The 20,591-nt window shown below is 36.5% G+C and carries 21 protein-coding genes and 1 other annotated feature; of the genes, 9 read left to right on the forward strand and 12 right to left on the reverse strand.

Going from position 1 to position 20,591, the window contains the following annotated elements; all coding sequences use genetic code 11:
• Window positions 1-110: 110 nt before the first annotated feature.
• Window positions 111-1,037, reverse strand: coding sequence for a Gfo/Idh/MocA family protein (locus ACLBXA_RS01170; RefSeq protein WP_001039702.1), 927 nt, complete (start codon window positions 1,035-1,037; stop codon window positions 111-113).
• 79 nt (window positions 1,038-1,116) lie between these two features.
• On the reverse strand, window positions 1,117-1,797 hold the full coding sequence (locus ACLBXA_RS01175; RefSeq protein ID WP_000474099.1) for an ankyrin repeat domain-containing protein: 681 nt from the start codon (window positions 1,795-1,797) through the stop codon (window positions 1,117-1,119).
• Window positions 1,798-1,946: 149 nt separating this feature from the next.
• On the opposite strand from ACLBXA_RS01175, the gene ACLBXA_RS01180 reads away from it, so the two are divergent.
• From ACLBXA_RS01180 to ACLBXA_RS01190, 3 genes are all read left to right on the forward strand, one after another.
• A complete protein-coding gene (locus ACLBXA_RS01180; RefSeq protein WP_000023861.1) occupies window positions 1,947-3,401 on the forward strand; it encodes a HAMP domain-containing sensor histidine kinase in 1,455 nt (484 codons plus the stop codon).
• A 1-nt stretch (window position 3,402) separates the two neighbouring features.
• Window positions 3,403-4,092, forward strand: coding sequence for a response regulator transcription factor (locus ACLBXA_RS01185; protein ID WP_003280338.1), 690 nt, complete (start codon window positions 3,403-3,405; stop codon window positions 4,090-4,092).
• Window positions 4,093-4,212: 120 nt separating this feature from the next.
• Entirely contained in the window at window positions 4,213-4,500 is a 288-nt protein-coding gene (locus ACLBXA_RS01190) for a hypothetical protein (protein WP_000502925.1), read from the forward strand.
• 66 nt (window positions 4,501-4,566) lie between these two features.
• Here ACLBXA_RS01190 and ACLBXA_RS01195 read toward each other — a convergent pair whose 3' ends face one another.
• The 4 genes from ACLBXA_RS01195 to acuA form a co-directional block, all read right to left on the reverse strand.
• On the reverse strand, window positions 4,567-5,442 hold the full coding sequence (locus ACLBXA_RS01195; RefSeq protein ID WP_003280339.1) for an alpha/beta fold hydrolase: 876 nt from the start codon (window positions 5,440-5,442) through the stop codon (window positions 4,567-4,569).
• Between the two features lie 121 nt (window positions 5,443-5,563).
• Complete coding sequence (gene acuC, locus ACLBXA_RS01200) at window positions 5,564-6,730, reverse strand: acetoin utilization protein AcuC (RefSeq protein WP_000092825.1); 1,167 nt, start codon at window positions 6,728-6,730, stop codon at window positions 5,564-5,566.
• Window positions 6,727-7,371, reverse strand: coding sequence for an acetoin utilization AcuB family protein (locus ACLBXA_RS01205; RefSeq protein WP_000634583.1), 645 nt, complete (start codon window positions 7,369-7,371; stop codon window positions 6,727-6,729). Before ACLBXA_RS01205 ends, acuC begins: the two co-directional genes overlap by 4 nt.
• A gap of 17 nt (window positions 7,372-7,388) precedes the next feature.
• Complete coding sequence (gene acuA / locus ACLBXA_RS01210) at window positions 7,389-8,021, reverse strand: acetoin utilization protein acetyltransferase AcuA (protein WP_000581392.1); 633 nt, start codon at window positions 8,019-8,021, stop codon at window positions 7,389-7,391.
• A gap of 176 nt (window positions 8,022-8,197) precedes the next feature.
• On the opposite strand from acuA, the gene acsA reads away from it, so the two are divergent.
• From acsA to ACLBXA_RS01230, 4 genes are all read left to right on the forward strand, one after another.
• The gene (acsA, locus tag ACLBXA_RS01215; RefSeq protein ID WP_447617083.1) at window positions 8,198-9,916 is read left to right on the forward strand and encodes an acetate--CoA ligase; all 1,719 of its coding nucleotides are present in this window, start codon (window positions 8,198-8,200) and stop codon (window positions 9,914-9,916) included.
• Window positions 9,917-9,996: 80 nt separating this feature from the next.
• On the forward strand, window positions 9,997-10,557 hold the full coding sequence (locus ACLBXA_RS01220; protein WP_044783750.1) for a maltose acetyltransferase domain-containing protein: 561 nt from the start codon (window positions 9,997-9,999) through the stop codon (window positions 10,555-10,557).
• Between the two features lie 176 nt (window positions 10,558-10,733).
• Window positions 10,734-10,961 (forward strand) — a binding site (T-box leader).
• Window positions 10,962-11,031: 70 nt separating this feature from the next.
• Window positions 11,032-12,288 carry a tyrosine--tRNA ligase gene (gene tyrS, locus ACLBXA_RS01225; protein WP_000512092.1) on the forward strand — a complete coding sequence of 419 codons (1,257 nt, stop codon included), beginning with the start codon at window positions 11,032-11,034 and terminating at the stop codon, window positions 12,286-12,288.
• A gap of 128 nt (window positions 12,289-12,416) precedes the next feature.
• Complete coding sequence (locus ACLBXA_RS01230) at window positions 12,417-12,545, forward strand: hypothetical protein (RefSeq protein ID WP_000050940.1); 129 nt, start codon at window positions 12,417-12,419, stop codon at window positions 12,543-12,545.
• Window positions 12,546-12,610: 65 nt separating this feature from the next.
• On the opposite strand, the gene ACLBXA_RS01235 is transcribed toward ACLBXA_RS01230, so the two are convergent.
• From ACLBXA_RS01235 to rpsD, 4 genes are all read right to left on the reverse strand, one after another.
• A complete protein-coding gene (locus tag ACLBXA_RS01235; protein WP_000312818.1) occupies window positions 12,611-13,075 on the reverse strand; it encodes a hypothetical protein in 465 nt (154 codons plus the stop codon).
• Between the two features lie 563 nt (window positions 13,076-13,638).
• Window positions 13,639-13,857: a bacteriocin immunity protein gene (locus ACLBXA_RS01240; RefSeq protein ID WP_000172895.1), complete on the reverse strand. Its 219-nt coding sequence runs from the start codon at window positions 13,855-13,857 to the stop codon at window positions 13,639-13,641.
• A 22-nt stretch (window positions 13,858-13,879) separates the two neighbouring features.
• Window positions 13,880-15,565, reverse strand: coding sequence for a T7SS effector LXG polymorphic toxin (locus tag ACLBXA_RS01245; protein WP_000056154.1), 1,686 nt, complete (start codon window positions 15,563-15,565; stop codon window positions 13,880-13,882).
• A gap of 498 nt (window positions 15,566-16,063) precedes the next feature.
• A complete protein-coding gene (rpsD, locus tag ACLBXA_RS01250) occupies window positions 16,064-16,666 on the reverse strand; it encodes a 30S ribosomal protein S4 (RefSeq protein WP_000135320.1) in 603 nt (200 codons plus the stop codon).
• 398 nt (window positions 16,667-17,064) lie between these two features.
• Here rpsD and megL point away from each other — a divergent pair, with 398 nt between their 5' ends.
• On the forward strand, window positions 17,065-18,240 hold the full coding sequence (megL, locus tag ACLBXA_RS01255; RefSeq protein ID WP_000726567.1) for a methionine gamma-lyase: 1,176 nt from the start codon (window positions 17,065-17,067) through the stop codon (window positions 18,238-18,240).
• Between the two features lie 62 nt (window positions 18,241-18,302).
• On the opposite strand, the gene ACLBXA_RS01260 is transcribed toward megL, so the two are convergent.
• The gene (locus ACLBXA_RS01260; protein WP_000494339.1) at window positions 18,303-18,782 is read right to left on the reverse strand and encodes a GAF domain-containing protein; all 480 of its coding nucleotides are present in this window, start codon (window positions 18,780-18,782) and stop codon (window positions 18,303-18,305) included.
• A gap of 147 nt (window positions 18,783-18,929) precedes the next feature.
• Between ACLBXA_RS01260 and refZ the strand changes: the two genes are divergently transcribed.
• Window positions 18,930-19,568, forward strand: a complete 639-nt coding sequence (gene refZ, locus ACLBXA_RS01265; RefSeq protein ID WP_000814913.1) for a forespore capture DNA-binding protein RefZ — start codon at window positions 18,930-18,932, stop codon at window positions 19,566-19,568.
• An 11-nt stretch (window positions 19,569-19,579) separates the two neighbouring features.
• Here the strand turns inward: refZ and ACLBXA_RS01270 are convergent, their stop codons facing one another.
• Entirely contained in the window at window positions 19,580-20,524 is a 945-nt protein-coding gene (locus ACLBXA_RS01270; protein ID WP_001036055.1) for a DMT family transporter, read from the reverse strand.
• Window positions 20,525-20,591 lie beyond the last annotated feature (67 nt).

Consider the following 20,591-nt stretch of genomic DNA (forward strand, 5'->3'; position numbering starts at 1 on the left):
CCACGATTCATTATGAAATTTATAATTCCTATCAACATATTTTATAGAAATTTACGAGAGAAATAAAGGGGAAATGGGAATGAAAGTAAATTCTGAAAAATGTATCCGTTTTAATTTTTGTTTACATCATCTAGTAAAGATTGTAGCATTTGCTGCGTTTTTAATCCTTCTAATCCATCTACAACAGGCTTTGTATCTCCGTGTACACATTCAATAAAATGATGAACAGCATCTTCAAAACCACGTTGTTTTAACGTCGTATCCCATGATGGAGAACCGCTTTGTGAAACTGAGTTTTCCTGTTCAATTTCAAATGTATTCATATTTTTTACGCGAATGATTTTCCCTGGCGTTACAAGTTCAATTTGTTCTAAATTTGTACCGGCATGGCGATGCATTGCAGTAGAAAGTAACAGTCCACTTGGAGTTGTATATGTATGATGTCCGTAAAGAAGTTCATTCTTTTCATTGATTTGCATCATATTGTGAACGACGTTAAGGTCATCATTAGCGAACCAGCGAGCAGTATCTACAATGTGTAAATAATCATCTAACATAGTGAAGTCGTACGTATATGGCCCGACTTTATTTGTGCGATGCTTTTCAATTCGAATCCATGAAATATCATGAGCCTGTTCTTTGGCAGCAACATACATAGGAACGAATCTGCGATTAAATCCGACCATTAACTTTCGGTTATACTTCTCGCTCAACTCGACTAGTTGCTCAGCTTGTTCCACAGTAGCTGCTAACGGCTTATCAACATAAACGTCGATTCCTTTTTTCAAAAGCTCAGAAACGATTTCATAATGCGATGCAGTTGAACTATGAACGAAGATTGCATCACATTCCGAAGCTAACGTTTCAATAGAATGAAAGTCTTGAATTCGGTATTGCTGGCAAACTTGTTTTCTTTTCTCTGCGTTAGGTGTAAACGCCCCGACAAAGTTCCAATCTGTTTCTTTTGTAAGTGTTGGAAGATAGGCCTTTTGCGCAATGCTACCAAGTCCAATCATCCCAATTTTAGGTTTATTCATATGTATTCCCACCCTATTAATATTGATGTAACGGCTTAAATGTAGCATAGGATGGGGGAGGAAGGCAAAGATAAGCTTTTTACTTATTTCCTTCTAACAAAATTTTCTCTATCTCTGCAAAATTATGAGCGCGAGCATGCTCTAACGGGGTAACACCATCATTATCTGGAATATTTACATCTGCACCGTGCTCAATAAGAAGGCGAATGACTTGTTGCTGTGTTTCGTTTCCGTTACTTAGTACGATAGCTTCCATTAAAGCTGTCCATCCTAGGTTATTTACATGATTTACATCAATATTTGTTCGAGTGAGGAGTTCTTTTATAACGTCAATATAGCCATGTTCTGAGGCTGGGATAAGAGCTGTTCCGCCGTAACGATTTGTAATCGTAGGATCTGCACCAGCATTAATTGTTAGCTTTAAAATGTCTAAGTAACCTTCCGCACCGGCGTATAGAAAGGGATTGTTTTTCATGTCATCTTGGATATTTACGTCAGCACCAGCTTCGATAAGTGCTTTTGCGGTTTTTACATCATTTTTGTATGTAGCAATCATAAGAGGGGTACGTCCTTGATTATCCGTCGCATTTATATTTGCACCTTGTTTTAGTAAAGATATAACAGTATTCGTTTCATTTTTTTCAGTAGCTGCTAGTAGTGCAGTCTCCATGTTTGTCATCTCCTTTTTGACTTCTTGTTCTTGCGAGCATCCTTGTAAAAAAATTACGCAACATATTATACTGAATGTTTTTTTGAACATGGAATTTCAACCTCCTAATTTCAACTGTAAAATAGGAACATTAAATTTTTATAAACTGACGCTAAAATTACTATAAAATCGCTTGAGTATTTGAACATATATTTTTATGCTTATGAATATGAAGGATGGGTAAAGTGAGGATGTAACATATGTCTATTAAAACAAGGTTTTTATTTTCTTATATTGCTGTAATTCTCGTTTCTATTACGCTCATATTAGTCGCGGGATTTTTAATTGTTTTTTCAATAACAGGTGATTTGGAAGCAGTGAAAAATTTCTATAAAAGTTCTTACATTCAAAAGCCGCTTACACCAGAAGAAGAAAATGCCTATCTTGAATTAAAATTAGCGGCAAAGCAACATCAATCTCAATTATTAGATAAATCGTTCGTTTCATCAATTGAAAAAGAAGGTGTGAAAATAATTGTAAGAAAGGGAGAAAACATTTCTTATGCTAATAAGGGATTTGAAAGTTCGACTTTAACAGAAGCCCTTCCGAAATTTGAAGCGGCAAATATTAATAGTCGTGGTACAACGGAACTAGGCGAGACATTTTATCGATATGTAAAGTTTGATTTTTATTTTCCAGAGAAAGAAGAAGGGAGTATATTTGTACTAAAAAAGCAAAGTTCATTTGTAGATCTTACACAAAAATTATTTCCAATCTTATTCGTATCGCTTTTACTATTAGCCATTTTACTCATTGGTTTATTAAGTTATCTTGTTTCAAGAAGTGTAATAAAACCAATTTTTGTATTGAAAGGTGCAACGGAGAAAATTAAAGAAGGAAATTTAGATTTTCAAATGCCAGTTACATCGCACGATGAAATAGGTCAATTAAATCAAGGATTTGAGGAAATGAGGAAGAAGTTAAAGGAATCGATTGAAGTACAAACGCAGTATGAAGAAAATCGAAAAGAACTTATTTCAAACATATCGCATGATTTAAAAACACCGATTACATCTATTATCGGATATGTAGAAGGAATAAAGGACGGGGTAGCAAATACGCCAGAAAAAATGGATAAGTATTTAACGACAATTCATACGAAGGCAAAACATATGGACACACTCATTGATGAACTCTTTTTGTTTTCGAAGCTCGATTTAAATCGAGTTCCATTCCAATTTGAGACAGTTGAATTAAATACGTTTATGCAAGAATTAATAGAAGAGATGCAGATGGATTTAAGTGAAGAAGGTATAGAAATTAACTTACAATTACATTCATCGCCATTATATGTAACGGCTGATTGCGAAAAGATAAATAGAGTTATATCAAATTTAATTCATAATAGTGTGAAGTACATGGATAAAGAAGAGAAGAAAATTACCGTAACAGTATCGAGTGATAACAATAAAGTTATTGTGAAGGTGATAGACAATGGATCAGGTATAGAATCTGATACGCTACCGTATATCTTTGAACGTTTTTATCGTGCAGAACAATCGCGAAATTCTAGCACAGGTGGAAGTGGACTTGGTTTAGCAATAGCGAAGCAAATTGTTGAAGAACATGGCGGGGAAATTTGGGCGGAAAGCGAGCTTGGTAAAGGCACAAGCATTTTCTTCTCATTGGAAAAAGTAGAGGAATGTGGTGAGTAAATTGAAAAGAATTTTACTAATAGAAGATGAAGTAAGTATTGCAGAATTACAGCGAGATTATTTAGAAATTAATGATTTCCAAGTTGATGTAGAGCATTCAGGAGAAACAGGTTTACAAATAGCCCTGCAAGAAGACTATGATTTAATTATTTTAGATATTATGCTTCCGAAAATGAACGGATTCGAAATTTGTAAACAAATACGTGCTGTAAAAGATATTCCGATTCTACTTGTTTCAGCAAAAAAAGAAGATATAGATAAAATTCGCGGGCTCGGATTAGGAGCGGATGATTATATAACGAAACCGTTTAGCCCAAGCGAATTAGTCGCAAGAGTAAAAGCGCATATTGCTCGTTATGAAAGATTATCAGGAAATGTAAGTAAGCAACGTGATACGCTATACATTCACGGAATTTCTATCGATCAACGAGCGAGGAAAGTTTTTATAAACAATGAAGAAGTGGCATTTACAACGAAGGAATTTGATTTATTAACATTCTTTGTCACACATCCAAACCAAGTATTAAATAAAGAACAGTTATTTGAACGCATTTGGGGATTAGATTCCGCTGGTGATTTAGCCACTGTTGTCGTCCACATTAGAAAGCTACGTGAAAAAATTGAAAGAGATCCTGCCCACCCGCAATATATTGAAACAGTATGGGGAGCTGGTTATCGTTTTAATGTGTAGGGAACCTGTCAAAGTTTTGGCAGGGTTTTTTGTATGTGATCAAAAGGGGGTAATAGGTAATTTATGTTAAAATATAAAGAGAGATAAAACATAGGAGAGTGTGAGAGGGCGTGCTACATTTTGGGGGATACATTAAAAGATAATAAATCAAACAAGGTTTTAAAGATTGGAACTAATATTGTACTTATCTTATTAATTATTGGTGCAATACAAATGTTTTATGATGAAGATTCTAAGAATGATCATTTGGGTTGGTTATTTATGATGGTCTTTTTTGCAATTAAAATAATTTCTAGTTTTATGATAAGTTTAAAAGAAGGAGATAAAAAGTCAGTATTTATTGATTTAGGTTTAATGATTTTTTCTGTTCTTCTTTTGGTTGTTACTAGTGTGAAATATTTCTTTTGAAAAACCTCATAGTCTTATAGAGGCTGTGAGGTTTTTGTTGGAAAATTAACTTGCGACCTTAATATGCTATTTTAGAGTTCCTTGTTGCAATGATTTATAAAATATTTGAGTAGTAGAAGTAAACTGAGCAGCTTCTTCTAAAAAAGGATAATGGTTGCTCTCCTCAAATGTCACAAAAGTAGAATCGCATATACCCTCATGTATCTCGATGGAATATTGAATAGGACACTGCACATCGTGTCTTCCACACATAATTAGTGTTTTTGTTTTTATAGAAGGTAAATACTCCCTTAAATCAAATGAAGGATATTCATTGGCGAAAGCATTCATCCGGCTAACGGACATTGTTTTTTTGATTGGTTTACAAAAATAAGAGTTGTAGTTTTCTGGTTTATACAATGATAATTTTGTTCTCTTAGTAGATAGTTCTTTCCGTTCTTCACTTGTAAGGTGAGGGCTTTTTAAGTTTTCGATGAGCTCTTGCATATAATGAAACTGTGAATGTTCTGGATGATAAATACAAAATGGTGTTTCGGTATAGTTACTTGCTGCAGCGCCTGCTACGACTAATGATTGTAAGGAATTTGGATATGTAATCGCATATAAAAGTCCAAGCATACCACCTGTTGAATGACCAGTGAAATGCCATGTTGGGAGTTGTAAAGCTTCTCGTATTGCTTCTAAATCGTGAACCGTTTCAATCATACTTAATTCGTTTTCTGACTGGGTGGTTACAGAGCTACCAGTATCTCGTAAATTAATGAGAAATACACGATGCGTAGCAGTGAAAACATCTGCAAAGTAATCACCAGTTTCATTAAATTGTGAATAGTGATGTGTAATACAAAGCGGTTCGCCATTTCCTTTTGTAAAGAGTTCAAATGTGCCGCGTTTTGTGGGGATCATTTGTTGTGTCCACATAATATCACGTCCTTTTTTCATAAAAGTTGGACCGGTTAATTATTAAATAAAATATATCGGCGCAACTCGAAACATATCGACTTACCGACAGTAGTCGACAATAAATAAAAGGAGGCTATTCAAAAACGAGCCTCCTTTTCGTTTAGTACAAAGATTTTGTCATATTATTCCGAATGATTTCAAGGGATTTCGCTACAGTTAATGCATTCTTTTCTTCAATTTCTGGTTTACGGGGGATAGGTTTATACATGTTGTCTGGATCTTCCCATGTGAGGGGAAGTTCTGTTTCGGCTTGTCCTTTCCAAGCGTCAATCCATTCTGGAGGGAGATAACCCGAGATGTTTTGGATGTTGTTCATTTCGAGCCAAATAAGTGCCCAAGCTCTTGGTACGACGCGCCAATGGTCATAGCCACCGCCGCCGACAGCGATCCAGCGACCGTCGCAATATTCATTAGCAATTTCACGAGCGAGCTTCGGTATTTCGCGGTAAATATTCATGGTTGCACAAAGGTGTGTAAGTGGGTCGTAGTAATGTGCGTCGGCACCATTTTGCGTTAAAATAATATCCGGTTTAAAGTACGCTGCAACTTCTTTTACAACTGTTCGATATGATTTTAGAAAGGATTCATCTTCTGTAAAAGCATCCAGTGGAACGTTAAAAGAATAACTATAACCATTACCTTGTCCACGTTCGTTTACAGCGCCAGTTCCAGGGAATAAATAGCGACCAGTTTCATGTAATGAAATGGTGCATACGTTAGGATCATCATAAAACGACCATTGCACGCCATCACCGTGATGAGCGTCTGTATCAATATATAAGACGCGTAAACCGTATTTCTTCTGAATATACTTCATTGCGATGGAGCTATCGTTATAAATACAAAAACCAGATGCCTTGCCACGGAAGCCGTGATGTAAGCCTCCACCTAAGTTAAGTGCGTGTTTTACTTTTCCGGAAAGAACAGCATCGACAGCTGTTAACGTACCGCCAACGAGCAATGCGCTTGCTTCGTGCATATTTGGGAACATCGGTGTATCTTCTGTTCCTAGTCCATATGTCATCGCAATTGATTTTTCTAACTTTCCTTCTCCAGCACGTTTTACCGCATTTATGTACTCCTCTGTATGAACGTAGGCAATCTCTTCATCTGTAGCCATCCGTGGTGAGATGATTTGAGAGGGAGAGATGAAACCACCCTTTTGTAATAAATCATACGTAAGTGTGACGCGCAGTTGGTTAAAAGGATGATCAGGGCTAAATGAATAGCCCCGAAAGTCATCCGAATAAATAAACGCGCTACTCATGCTTGCATCCCCATGATGTTCGGCCATAATACGCGATAGCCTTCTGCTTCAAGTGCATCAATCACTTTTAGAGGATTCATCGTTTGAATGCGGAAAACAAGTACTTTATCATTCTCATCTTTTGCTGGGTAGACGAGAACGCTCACGATATTTATTTGTAAATCACTAAAAATAGCAACGACTTTTCCAAGAATACCAGGTTCATTTTTTACTTGAATTTCAATTTGTGAACTCGGTTGATGTGCTCCTGTTAATTTTACTAACGTGTGCAGTACTGTAGATTCTGAGATTATTCCAACTAACTTCCCAGCTTTTGTAACAGGAAGACAGCCAATTTTATTTTCAAAAAATAAAGTAGCAATTTCCTCAACGAAATCGAGAGGGTGGCAAGTCATTACAGGATGTTTCATAATAAGTTCAAGCGGTTGCTGTAGCATATCGAGTGAAACTTGTTCATCTAGAATAGACGGACTTGCATCTCTTACATCCCGATCAGAAATAATGCCTACGACGTGATTATTTTGATCGACAATTGGAATGTGCCGAATTCCTTTCGTGCGAATCGTTCGGATTGCTGTTTCGATTGTATCGTTTGGATGTAGTGTAACTACATTTTGATTCATAATTTCTTCTACAATCATTCCAGTTGCCCCCTTTATTAATACATAAAACGATTGTGAAAACGTAGACGATCAAAAGCTTGAATAGAATCCGTATCAACGCGTTTACCGATGCGGACCATTAAACAGTTGGCGGGATGTGAACAAATTTCAGGATCGTCTGTAGCCATCCATTGTAACCCGCCGGCATTCATCATCTTTTCCATTACTTTTCGGTATTCCCAAACATTTAATCCTGTTTGTTTCAAATCCCAGTGCCAATAATATTCAGTCGTCAATATAATGTAATCTTCCATATAATCGTCCATCATAGAAACCTCTAGTAAGTTCTTTCCGACAGAACTCCCGCGGAAGGCTGGAACTACTTCAATTGCCCCAAGCTCAATTAAGTTTTCTATTTTTCCTTCTGACCATCGTTCAAGTGGATCAGGATATAAATATGTAACATATCCAACAATCATCTGGTCATGTCTAGCAATAATGAGTCGAGCTTCTGGTAATTTAGAAATTTCGACAATTGCTTTATATTGCTGTTCAGCAGGACGAAATGCAACTAAATCTGGATGAAATTCATACATTTCAAGATTATGTGTAGAGACAGGACCTTCAATAATTAAAGTGCCTTTCGCTGTTTTTAAGTTTCTAGCATTGTATATTTTTTTATGAATCAATGTATTGCTCACCACCTTGAGGGTTTGTGAATCTATTAATATCGTACTTTATAATATATGCGATGTGAATCGAATTTTGTCATTAAAAATTTGTCTAAAAATCAACAAATATACTGAAAATTTTAAATAATATCATTATAATAGATAATAGAATACATAGGAGGGGGATGTAAAGTATGAAAGTAGAAACGCTTCCTGTCATTAAAGGAGAAAATAATTTGCCGAATTATGATGAGGCATACGCGAATTTTAACTGGGAAGAGGTTAATAAAAACTTTACTTGGAATGAAACAGGCCGAGTAAATATGGCGTATGAGGCAATTGATAAGCATGCGAAATCCGATCGAAAGAATAAAGTAGCTCTTTATTATCAAGATGGATCGCGAAAAGAGAAATATACATTTAAGGAAATGAAGGATTTTTCTAATAAAGCAGGAAATGTCCTGAAAAATTATGGCGATGTAGAAAAAGGCGATCGCGTTTTTATTTTTATGCCACGTTCTCCAGAATTATATTTCGCACTTTTAGGTGCAGTGAAATTAGGAGCAATTGTTGGACCGTTATTTGAAGCATTTATGGAAGGTGCGGTTCGCGATCGTTTAGAAGATAGTGAAGCGAAGGTGTTAATTACAACGCCTGAGTTATTAGAGCGTGTACCATTAAATGATTTACCTGCTTTAAAAACAGTTTTTCTTGTTGGAGATAATGTAGAAGAAGGCGGTAAAGCGGTAGCGTTCAATCCTTTATTTGAACAAGCTTCAAAAGAATTACATATTGAATGGTTAGGCCGTGAAGATGGTTTAATTCTTCACTATACGTCTGGTTCTACTGGTAAGCCAAAAGGTGTGCTTCATGCGCAAAATGCAATGGTTCAGCACTATCAAACGGCGAAATGGGTATTAGATTTAAGAGAAGACGATGTATATTGGTGCACAGCTGATCCAGGCTGGGTAACGGGAACTGCTTACGGTATTTTCGCACCGTGGTTAGTTGGAGCGTCAAATGTTATTTTAGGTGGGCGATTTAGTCCGGAAGCTTGGTATGAAGCACTGCAAGATTACGGTGTAACAGTTTGGTATAGTGCACCGACAGCGTTCCGTATGTTAATGGGAGCTGGACAAGACGCAATTAAAAAATATGACTTATCACAAGTTCGTCACGTATTAAGCGTTGGTGAGCCGTTAAATCCAGAAGTAATTCGCTGGGGTATGAATGCATTTGGACTTCGTATTCATGATACGTGGTGGATGACAGAAACAGGTGGACAAGTTATTTGTAACTACCCTTGTATGGAAATCCGTCCAGGTTCAATGGGTAAACCCATTCCAGGTGTAAAAGCAGCGATTGTTGATAATGAAGGAAATGAAGTTCCTCCATACACAATGGGTAACTTAGCAATTGCGAAAGGTTGGCCATCTATGATGCGCGGGATCTGGAATAACCAGCAAAAGTATGAATCTTATTTCATGCCGGGAGATTGGTACGTATCAGGTGACTCTGCCTATATGGATGAAGATGGATACTTCTGGTTCCAAGGACGTATTGACGATGTAATTATGACGTCAGGTGAGCGCGTTGGTCCGTTTGAAGTAGAAAGTAAATTAATCGAGCATGCTGCTGTTGCAGAAGCAGGTGTAATTGGTATTCCTGATCCAGTGCGTGGCGAAATTATTAAAGCATTTATCGCACTTCGAGCAGGATACGAACCATCTGATGAATTAAAAGAAGAAATTCGTCAATTTGTAAAGAAAGGCCTAGCAGCTCATGCAGCGCCACGACAAATTGAATTTAGAGATAAATTACCGAAAACGAGAAGTGGTAAAATTATGCGCCGCGTATTAAAAGCGTGGGAGCTGAATTTACCAACAGGTGACTTATCAACGATGGAAGATTAAGAGAGGAAGGTCTGAACGAAAAAATGTTCAGGCCTTTTTTTATGTTATTATTAACTTATATATAAGTTAACGGGGGTAGTATGATGAAAACAGAAAAAGAAAAGATGATACTAGGAGAAATGTATATACCGGCTGATCCAGTTTTAGTACAAGAAAGAGAGCAAGCACGTATATTAACGAGAAAATTAAATGATACGCCAGAAGAGCAATTGAAAGAGCGTAGCGAAATCATAAAAGAATTATTCGGAACGACAGGAGATAATATTCATCTTGAATCTTCTTTTAGATGTGATTACGGCTATAACATTCATGTCGGTGAAAATTTTTACGCGAACTTTGACTGTACGATTTTAGACGTATGCCCGGTAACGATCGGAGTGAATTGTATGTTAGCTCCAGGTGTTCACATTTATACAGCAACGCACCCACTCAATCCAATTGAGCGTATAAGCGGATCAGAATACGGAAAACCAGTTACAATTGGCGATAACGTATGGATTGGCGGAAGAGCAATTATTAATCCAGGTGTAACAATTGGAGACAATGCGGTGATCGCATCTGGTGCTGTCGTAACGAAAGATGTGCCTAATAATGTAGTAGTTGGCGGGAATCCTGCAAAGATTATAAAAAAACTAAAATAATATTTGAACGAAGTGCCTTCCTCGTCTGTATACATTTATGAAAGAATAGATGAGGGAGGCTTTTTTATGTCTAATAAATTACTTCTTGCGACGTTGTAAAGGATTGACAAGAAGAGAAACCGGACCTCTATTTGACACGCCTATATAAATGATGGTATAAAGAAAAGTATATGAATAATTGAGCGTGGAAAGGGAGAAGTAGTGATCATTTCCCTGTTTTAGAGAGCTGATGGCCGGTGAAAATCAGCACATAGATGATCGCGAATTACGCCCCTAGAGCATCTTTTTTCGATTGAATTGTATTCAAAAGGGAAAAGACGGTGCTAAGCCGTTATGTAAATAAGGTGGTAGGCTTTTTTGCCTGCAACTAGGGTGGTAACGCGATAATCAAAATCGTCCCTTATTTGAAGGGGCGATTTTTTTATGTTTTCAACCTTCACGCCAGTAATGAACTTAAAGGAGAGTATGTAGGATATGGGTATTTTACAAGATCTTGAATTTCGCGGTCTAATTAATCAGCAAACAGATGCTGAGGGCCTTGAGCAATTATTAGAAAAAGAAAGCGTTAAATTATACTGTGGTTTCGACCCGACAGCGGATAGTTTACATATTGGTCATATGTTACCAGTATTAATGTTACGTCGTTTCCAATTAGCTGGCCACCAACCAATCGCACTTGTTGGCGGTGGTACTGGTATGATCGGTGACCCGAGTGGTAAAAAAGCAGAACGTACATTAAATACGAAAGATACAGTTGCTTACTACACAGAAAGCATTAAAAACCAACTTTCAAACTTCTTAGAGTTTGAAAACGTGGACAACCCAGCAACGATGGCTAACAACTATGACTGGCTTGGTAGCTTAGATGTAATTTCATTCTTACGCGATATCGGTAAAAACTTCGGTTTAAACTATATGTTAGCAAAAGATACAGTAGCATCTCGTTTAGAAACTGGTATTTCATTCACTGAGTTCAGTTACATGATTTTACAATCATACGACTTCTTAAACTTATACCAACAACATAATTGCCGTCTGCAAATCGGTGGTAGTGACCAATGGGGTAACATTACAGCTGGTCTTGAATTAATTCGTAAATCAGAGGAAGATGCGAAAGCATTCGGTTTAACAATTCCACTTGTTACAAAATCTGACGGTACGAAGTTTGGTAAAACAGAAGGCGGCGCAATTTGGTTAGACCCAGAGAAAACAACTCCTTACGAGTTCTACCAATTCTGGATTAACACAGATGACCGCGACGTTGTTAAATACTTAAAATACTTCACATTCTTATCTCATGAAGAAATTCTTGAGCTTGAAAAGCAAGTAGCTGAAGCACCAGAAAAACGTGCAGCACAAAAAGCATTAGGTTCTGAAATGACAAAACTTGTTCACGGCGAAGAAGCATTAGAGCAAGCGATTAAAATTTCAGCTGCACTATTCAGCGGTTCTGTAGCAGAACTAACTGCAAGCGAAATTGAACAAGGATTCAAAGACGTACCATCTGTAGAACGTACTGCAGAAGATACAGTATTAATCGACTTACTTGTAGAAAGCAAAATCTCTCCATCAAAACGTCAAGCACGTGAAGATGTAACGAACGGCGCAATCTACGTAAACGGTGAGCGTACACAAGCGTTAGACTACGTTGTAACAGAAAACGACCGCATCGAAGGTAAATTTACAATCATTCGCCGCGGTAAAAAGAAATATTTCTTAATTCGTTACTAATAAATAAAAAGCTTTGGGGAAATTCCTCAAAGCTTTTTTTGTTTTAATCTCCTTTTCGAGTTCATACGGAAATCACATGTAAGCGGTATGATAAACGTATAACAATTAGAAAGGAGTGGTAAAACGAAATGTCACTAGAAGCGTTGATTATTTTTTCTTTGCTAAACGCGGGTCAACTTGCAGAGAATTCGAAGGTTGATATACATAAAGAGCAGAAAGATGCTTATGTATATGTTCAAAAAGAGGAAAATAAATAACTTTAATATATATAAATAAAAGCTACTCGAAGTAACTGTTTTGGTGTCTTCGGTAGCTTTTTGAATTATGAATAAATAGGAATTAATTCTCGCTTAAAATCTTCGTACATTTCAAAGGCAATTTTCATGATTTCTTTGAGTTCATCGTAACTGTGGAAGCATACTGCCGGCAACCTTTCAGAACCATTGGATAATACTTTTACAAACATATCCCATGAATTCCCAACTCTAACTTCACCATTATACCTTGCAGACCAAATGAACTCAACAAGCCCATATTTTAAGCTGATATTGAATCTGAAAGTATAGAAATCCTTGTTCTTTACTTCACCAACAATAAAAAAGTTTTCCTTTTTCATAAAACGAGCTTTATAGCCAAGAGACTCAAATACTGCAATTACTTTTTCGTTTTCATAGTTTTCAAATGTGTTTTCTCTATCTGGAAATTGTTTTGATAATGCTTTATATCTCTGAATAAAATCAATTTTCTCAAGTACCTCTTTAATTTCGGGTTCTAAATCATACGCCATCAATTATTCCTCCCTAAATCTAATATCAATATCATATTTTTCTTTTGCTAGCTTGATATATTCATCTATTTTTTTGAATTTTTTATTAGATGTTGGAATCTCTAAAATATGTCTTCCTTCTAGTAACTTTCCCTCCCCTTACAAGAAAATAATACCAATTTAAGGAATGGGTTGTAAATTGAATATTCTAATAATTCTACGGTTAAAGAGATACTAGTTCATTAAGTTTTTTTAATCTTATTCAGATGCTCGGGTGATGAAGAGGTTTTTAAGATTGAATGTAAATAGAAAAAGGGAAGGTATAGAGAATGTACACATAAATACGTTGTAAAAATCATGTTAACAAAAAGAAAGTACAGCAAAGAAAAATGAGTTATGGGGTAGAATGTAGTGTTTTTAAGTGTTAGAAGAAGGTAAACTGGCTAAATTCAGAAATGATAATTCTAATGTTGTATTAGCATTGAAAAGAAATACTAACATTAGAACAAATAGGACAGTATAAAATGAATTAGATAATGAAGAAAGCCGCTCGTTTTTTCGGGGCGGCTTATTCTTTACATGTTTTAGTTTTCTTCTTCTTTGTAATTTAATGCAATCTCTACTATTTCTTCCGGTGTTAAATCCCTAAAATCCCAAAAGATTATATCACTTGGAGCGGGATGAGGTACACCGCTATTATTAAATTGGTTTACGTATTCATTAAGTTCTTCTTCAGGTAATTTAGGATTACAAATCTTTGTTACAAGTTCAATAAGTTCTTCTTTTGTCATTTTGAGTGTCATACTAACCATCCTTTCATAATCATTAACCTTTTTTACCGAAATGATATGAACGATCTAAAACATTTTGATGCATTTTAGGAGAAACAATTATTAAGTTATCGAGATTGTACACATCTCCACCCTGGTGAATTGGTTGTTTATGGTGCAAAATATATTGATTGTGCTGACCATACTTCTCAGATAATGGAGCGAATGGAGCTTTACCCTCTTTCATAAGGTTTATATTTCTTTGGTTAAATTCTGTCGCATAGTCTGAATCAGCAACTGTTTTCCAAAACTCTTTTCTAAAATCATCAAAGGAGTTGAAATTTTTTCCAATTAGCTTATTTCGAATTTCTTGTGGAATAACACCAATTGAACCTTTATTATACATTAGTTTCTTTTGAGTCCCTAAACTTCGTTCAAGATTAAAACTTGAAGTTACTGTTCCTGGAGAATTTCTTTTTTGTGCACTTGAAATCGTAGTCTTTGCAAAATTATAGTAGGCTTGATTCAATTCGCTTTGAGGTATCTTGGTTATGATAGTTCCACCAGAGAAAGCATAAGAAACATCTTTCTTAAAAGATTGTAAAATCTCAGATGCGTGCTTCATTTCTTTTATTAGTGTTACTCCTTTTGTTAATGTACTTGCTCCACTTGATGCTTTTACTCCTTTTATAACAAGTCCTGCTCTACCTAATCCCTTGTCGGCGATTAGACCAATACCTATTTGGGTTAATGCATAAGTAATCCATTGCGTACGGCTCTCTGCATCTCCATTTATCATATCTCGTTTCACGGTACTTGAAAATGTATGCCACATATTTTTCGCCGTTTCATCCAAATGTAAAATCGCATATGTAACATTAATAAAAGTTTCTATATCCATATTCCTTATATTCATATTACTTAAAGTTTCCATGGACTTGATTGCATCTTCAACAGATTTCCCTGTTCCGATTACAGTACCATTCCATATCTTTTTTACTGTTTCGAACATTTCAACTACACTGTCTACCTTATCGCCCCAAGCTTTTTTAATCGCAGATGTTTCTTCTAGCCTACCGCACATTTCTCCATCTTTAATTAAATGATCAGCTTTTCGTTTTTTTTCTTCTGTAATTGCTTGAATAGGACCCGTCCACTCCATATTCAACCCTTGCGTACTAAATGTACCACTTGCAGGACTAAAACCTTTTCCACTTTGAACTTCCGCCAAACCTGTCGCAATGCTAGCGGCTAGTTGGAGTGCAGTATCATAATTATTACTAGAAGTATAATTAAATTCATATAGATGTTCTAATTTTTCTTGCAGTTTTTGCCTCATGACAGTAAAAAGATTTACCATAGCGTCCATACCTGGGATCGGCATAGTTTGGTTGAGCGCTTCTGTACTTGCTATCATTCGATCGATTTCTCGAATTTGTTCTAATATCTCCTGTTCGATAACATCTGTAGAAGCTACCTGTGATTGAAAGTCTCTTGGAAAAGCATCATTTTGACGGATTAATTCTTCGCATAAGTAAATGATTCCTTGTGCTAACGGACGAAAGGTTTGTAAGAAATATGCTTTTGCACTGCTATATGTTTGTCCTTGTAGAACAGTATCCAATGCAAAAGCATTAATAGAATGAATAATTTGTTCCATTCCTTGAATAGTAGCGTTACAGAAAGCGTTCATACTTTCTGTTTGAGCTTTTACTTGACCGAGATACATATTTAAAGACATGAACTTTCCCTCCCCTTACAAGAAAAATAATACCAATTTAAGGAAGTGATTGTAAATGTAATATTCTAATTATTTAGCGAAAAAGGTACTCTTTCATTAAGTTTTATAATCTCATTCGGATGATCTGGTAATGAAGAGGTTTTTTAGTTGAATGTAAATAGAAAAAGGGAAGGTATAGATTATGTACAAATAAATACGTTGTAAAAATAATGTTAAGAAAAGGAGAGTACAGCAAAGAAAAATGAGTTATGGGATAGAATGTAGTGTTTTTAAGTGTTAGAAGAAGGGGGAGGTTTTTATTAATGTGGATAAAAAATGAATGGAATTCTAGAGAGGGGGTTAAGTTTTATTAACTATAGACTTGCAGTTCTTTTTTATTTTGTTACATTGGTCTGTTTCTATGCATATAATCGGGTTATATTCAATAAAAAAAGCCCAGGCTCCTTGATAAACAAGGTTCCTAAGGCTTTTAATACTACTCTTTGCAGAGTACCGAGATTAACGAGAGTAGAACTCTACGATTAATGCTTCGTTGATTTCAGCTGGTAACTCAGCACGCTCAGCGTGACGAGTGTAAGTAGCTTCTAATTTGTCAGCATCGAAAGTTAAGTATTCTGGTACGAAGTTGTTAACTTCGATCGCTTCTTTAACAACAACAAGGCTGTTAGATTTTTCGCGAACGCTGATAGTTTGGTTAGGTTTTACACGGTAAGATGGGATATCTACGCGAGCGCCATCAACCATGATGTGACCGTGGTTTACTAATTGGCGAGCTGCACGACGAGTGCGAGCTAAGCCCATACGGTAAACTAAGTTGTCAAGACGAGCTTCAAGAAGGATCATGAAGTTTTCGCCGTGCTTACCAGGCATTTTACCTGCTTGGTCAAATGTGCGACGGAATTGACGCTCAGTCATGCCGTACATGTGACGAAGTTTTTGTTTCTCTTGTAATTGTAAACCGTATTCTGAAAGTTTCTTACGTTGGTTAGGACCGTGAGGACCTGGTGCGTAAGGGCGTTTTTCTAATTCTTTTCCTGTGCCGCTTAGAGAGATTCCAAGACGACGAGACAGTTTCCAAGCTGGACCTGTATAACGAGCCATAGTTGACTCCTCCTTTAAAAATGTTTTTATTTACGTAAAATAAAAACAGACGTAATCGATATTTACGGGCATTTTGTTTTCATGTACCTTCGCTCCAGCAGCAGGGAGTTACGAGATACACCTCCGTAGAGGAACAAAATACAAACGATAAACTCAAATTACAAGGCTGCCTTTTTATTTTACACAAACGCTATTATATCTTTTACCCAGAGTTTCGTCAAGCGAGTACGTTTTTGTTTTATGCATATAAATTTTGGAAATTAATATAAGAAGGAATTTAAAACAATATAAAAGAAGAGATAGAAACACAAATAAAACGCTTACATAAAATGTAGTAAAAACGTTCATCAGTTTTTATTGGTGAATATGCGGGATAAAAACATAAAGGGGATGTTTTTATGAAAAAGAAGCATATGGAGACAGCGTTAATTCATCACGGTTATACACCTGAGGAACATAAAGGAAGTTTAACACCACCTTTATTTCAAACTTCTACATTTACATTTGAGACTGCGCAGCAAGGAGAGGCGAGTTTTGCGGGAGTGGATCCATCTTATATTTACTCACGGCTTGGAAATCCAACTGTGAAATTATTTGAAGAACGTATGGCGGTGTTAGAAGGAGGAGAAGAGGCACTTGCCTTCGGATCTGGTATGGCAGCTATTTCAGCAACTTTAATTGGTTTTTTAAAGGCTGGAGATCATATTATTTGTTCAAACGGATTATATGGGTGTACGTACGGTTTTTTAGAAGTGTTAGAAGAAAAATTTATGATTACGCATTCGTTTTGTGACATGGAGACAGAGGCTAATATTGAAAATAAAATTCGTTCGAATACAAAGCTTATTTTCGTTGAAACACCGATTAATCCAACAATGAAATTAATCGATTTAAAACAAGTGATTCAGGTTGCGAAGCAAAATGGCTTACTTGTCATTGTTGATAATACGTTTTGTTCGCCTTATTTACAAAGACCGCTTGAGCTTGGCTGTGACGCTGTTGTGCATAGTGCGACAAAATATATTGGTGGCCATGGTGACGTTGTAGCGGGTGTAACGATTTGTAAAACGAAAGCGTTAGCTGAAAAGATTCGCCCGATGCGAAAAGATATCGGCGGTATTATGGCGCCGTTTGATGCGTGGTTATTATTACGCGGGTTAAAGACGTTAGCAGTAAGAATGGATCGTCATTGTGATAATGCAGAAAAAATTGTATCGTTCTTAAGAAAACATGATGTGGTAGAAGATGTTTGGTATCCAGAAGGGGAGTTAGCATCTCGTCAAATGAAACGCGGGGGCGGTGTTATTTCTTTTTCAGTAAAAGGCGGAAAAGAAGAGACGCAAGCGTTTATTAATGATCTTCACTTTATTACAATTGCGGTAAGTTTAGGCGATACAGAAACATTAATTCAGCATCCAGCAACGATGACGCACGCTGCGATTCCGGCTGAACTAAGAAAAGAAATGGGCATTTTCGATAATTTAATACGCTTATCGGTCGGTTTAGAATCGTGGGAGGATATCGTTTCTGATTTAGAGCAGGCATTAAAGAAAATATCTACTGTTAATCAATAAAAAAAGAGTGAGCTATCGGTTTTGTACAGGACGTACTAAGTCGATAACTCGCTCTTTTCTTTTTACATATGTTTTAGGAGTGTCTCCACAAACTTTTCTAAATAGTGCTGATCTACTTCATCAAAACGATTTTTTTCAGGACTATCAATGTCAAGTACACCAATGACAGCTCCTTCTTTCACAATCGGTACAACGATTTCCGAATTAGAAGCACTATCGCAAGCGATGTGACCTGGGAATTGGTGAACGTCCGCTACAAGCTGAGTTGTTTTCGTTTCAGCTGCTACGCCGCAAACGCCTCGTCCAAATGGAATGCGTACGCAAGCAGGCATTCCTTGGAACGGTCCAAGGACAAGCTGATTTCCTTCTGTTACATAAAAGCCAACCCAATTAACGCGATCTAAAAATTGGTTTAATAATGCGGACGCATTTGATAAGTTTGCGACTACGTTTGATTCGCCAGTTAATAACGCATCCAGTTGTTTAATTACTGTCTCATATTGCTGCACGCGAGATCCTGCATAACTTTCTTTAGTAAACATGGAAACAGCTCCTTTTTTATCGAGATGTGTAAAATATTAGCAAAATACGATGTATTTCACATGACTTTGTCGATAGAAAATTAAAGGAATTTGTCTTAAAAGTCAAGAAATTTAAACTATAGCTGTTCATTGAGAGGAAGTGAGCGCATGAAGCAGACGAAACAAAAAGTAATTGATGCGGCAATATCGTTGTTTAATACGAAAGGTTATGATGGAACGTCGGTGCGAGACATTGCAAAGCGAGCGGATGTGAATGTAGCGAATATTTCATATTATTTTGCTGGGAAGCAAGGTTTATTAGAACAGCTTATTACTGATTTTTTAGAAGGGTATATTCATGTGATTGAAATTTCGTTTGAACAGAGAGAGTATTTGTCGGCTAAAGATGTGATGGTGCAAATGGTGCGTGGGATGTTACGATATCAATTTGAAAATAGAGAACTAACACGTTTCTTCTACCGAGAGCTTTCGCTTGATACGACATTAATTCGTGAAGTGATGACCGTTTATTTTTCTAAAGAAAGATATTATATAGAGCAAATTATTAGGCAAGGACAAATAAAACAAGAATTTCAGAAAGTATCATTTACAATGTTTATGACGCAATTAAAAGGCATGATAAATATGCCGTTTTTATATCCACAATATATATCAGAAGTACTGCATTCTTTCCCGTCTGAGACATTTTTCATAGAAATGTACACGAAAGAGATTGAGCAATGGATGGAACAAGCATTATGTAAAGCGAATATGTACCATGAATGGCCAAGAGCTGTTCATATGTGAAGAATCCCCACCTAACGAACTGAGGTGGGGAGTTTTATGTTTATTTTTCTTTGCCATAAATTGTTACATAATAGCGCGATAATTGTTAACGTTGCTCCAGCGATTTCAATTTTATCGACTGTATAACCTCGAAAGATAGAACCTATCAGTGCAAGAATAGGAACTAAATTCATAAATAATATGCCGTTAATAGATGAAATATAGCGATTTCCCATATTCCAGCAAAATACAGCGATAACTCCTGCGATAATCGACATATAAAAGAGCTCAAAACGAACGCTCACAACTTTACGCAGTGACGGCATAGTAACTATATTTGTGTACGTTAAGAAAGTAACAATAACGATGAGTGAAATGGAGCCAAATAAACAAGTTAATGTCGTGTACCTAAGTGGTGACCAGGATTGAAAACGAGCACCTCCGTTTGTATAAATGACCCAGCAAGTAACGCCGCATAGCATTAATATGTTTGTCGATAAGTGGCTTGCAGCTCCAAATAATAAGTGAATATTTCCTTTTGAAATGACAAGCATCACACCAAGTAATGCAACGAACATACAAAGAAATGTGTAGTTTTGTGGGCGACGATTTTTCGTTACCCATTGCAGTGATAAGGCGATCAGTGGCATAAGAGACTGAATCATAGCTGCATGAATTGCTCCGGAAGGTCCAGCAAGTTGTTGTCCGTAGAAAACGAGAAAACCATATCCTGCGAAACCGACTGTCCCGTAAAAGAACAGAGAAAGTGTTCTTTTTTCTAAGCGGAGTGAAGTCTTCCCTTCAGTAATTAATAGCAAAATAAGAAAAATAATAGCTGCTGATCCATAGCGAATCGTTGTGAAGAAGAACGGATCGATAAATTGCAGAGCATTTGCCATTACAGGAAACATAAATCCCCAGGCAGTGACGGCGAGTAAGCATAGAAAGGATCCGAGTAGCATTTGTTTTTTGTTCAAGAGTATCTTTCCCCTTTGCATTTCGTTATAGTAAGTTGATGAAATAAGTATAAAGAGTAATTGTTTA

This window comes from Bacillus sp. D48C (assembly GCF_053345735.1).

Bases quoted from the DNA above. Each gene is read 5' to 3' on its own strand.
- ACLBXA_RS01260 (WP_000494339.1), bottom strand. From the start codon at position 18,782: ATGTTTACTAAAGAAAGTTATGCAGGATCTCGCGTGCAGCAATATGAG.
- rpsD (WP_000135320.1), bottom strand. From the start codon at position 16,666: ATGGCTCGTTATACAGGTCCAGCTTGGAAACTGTCTCGTCGTCTTGGA.
- ACLBXA_RS01235 (WP_000312818.1), bottom strand. From the start codon at position 13,075: ATGGCGTATGATTTAGAACCCGAAATTAAAGAGGTACTTGAGAAAATT.
- ACLBXA_RS01220 (WP_044783750.1), top strand. From the start codon at position 9,997: ATGATGAAAACAGAAAAAGAAAAGATGATACTAGGAGAAATGTATATA.
- ACLBXA_RS01170 (WP_001039702.1), bottom strand. From the start codon at position 1,037: ATGAATAAACCTAAAATTGGGATGATTGGACTTGGTAGCATTGCGCAA.
- ACLBXA_RS01195 (WP_003280339.1), bottom strand. From the start codon at position 5,442: ATGAAAAAAGGACGTGATATTATGTGGACACAACAAATGATCCCCACA.
- megL (WP_000726567.1), top strand. From the start codon at position 17,065: ATGAAAAAGAAGCATATGGAGACAGCGTTAATTCATCACGGTTATACA.
- ACLBXA_RS01180 (WP_000023861.1), top strand. From the start codon at position 1,947: ATGTCTATTAAAACAAGGTTTTTATTTTCTTATATTGCTGTAATTCTC.
- ACLBXA_RS01240 (WP_000172895.1), bottom strand. From the start codon at position 13,857: ATGACACTCAAAATGACAAAAGAAGAACTTATTGAACTTGTAACAAAG.
- ACLBXA_RS01245 (WP_000056154.1), bottom strand. From the start codon at position 15,565: ATGTCTTTAAATATGTATCTCGGTCAAGTAAAAGCTCAAACAGAAAGT.
- acsA (WP_447617083.1), top strand. From the start codon at position 8,198: ATGAAAGTAGAAACGCTTCCTGTCATTAAAGGAGAAAATAATTTGCCG.
- ACLBXA_RS01175 (WP_000474099.1), bottom strand. From the start codon at position 1,797: ATGTTCAAAAAAACATTCAGTATAATATGTTGCGTAATTTTTTTACAA.
- refZ (WP_000814913.1), top strand. From the start codon at position 18,930: ATGAAGCAGACGAAACAAAAAGTAATTGATGCGGCAATATCGTTGTTT.
- ACLBXA_RS01205 (WP_000634583.1), bottom strand. From the start codon at position 7,371: ATGATTGTAGAAGAAATTATGAATCAAAATGTAGTTACACTACATCCA.
- ACLBXA_RS01230 (WP_000050940.1), top strand. From the start codon at position 12,417: ATGTCACTAGAAGCGTTGATTATTTTTTCTTTGCTAAACGCGGGTCAA.
- acuC (WP_000092825.1), bottom strand. From the start codon at position 6,730: ATGAGTAGCGCGTTTATTTATTCGGATGACTTTCGGGGCTATTCATTT.
- tyrS (WP_000512092.1), top strand. From the start codon at position 11,032: ATGGGTATTTTACAAGATCTTGAATTTCGCGGTCTAATTAATCAGCAA.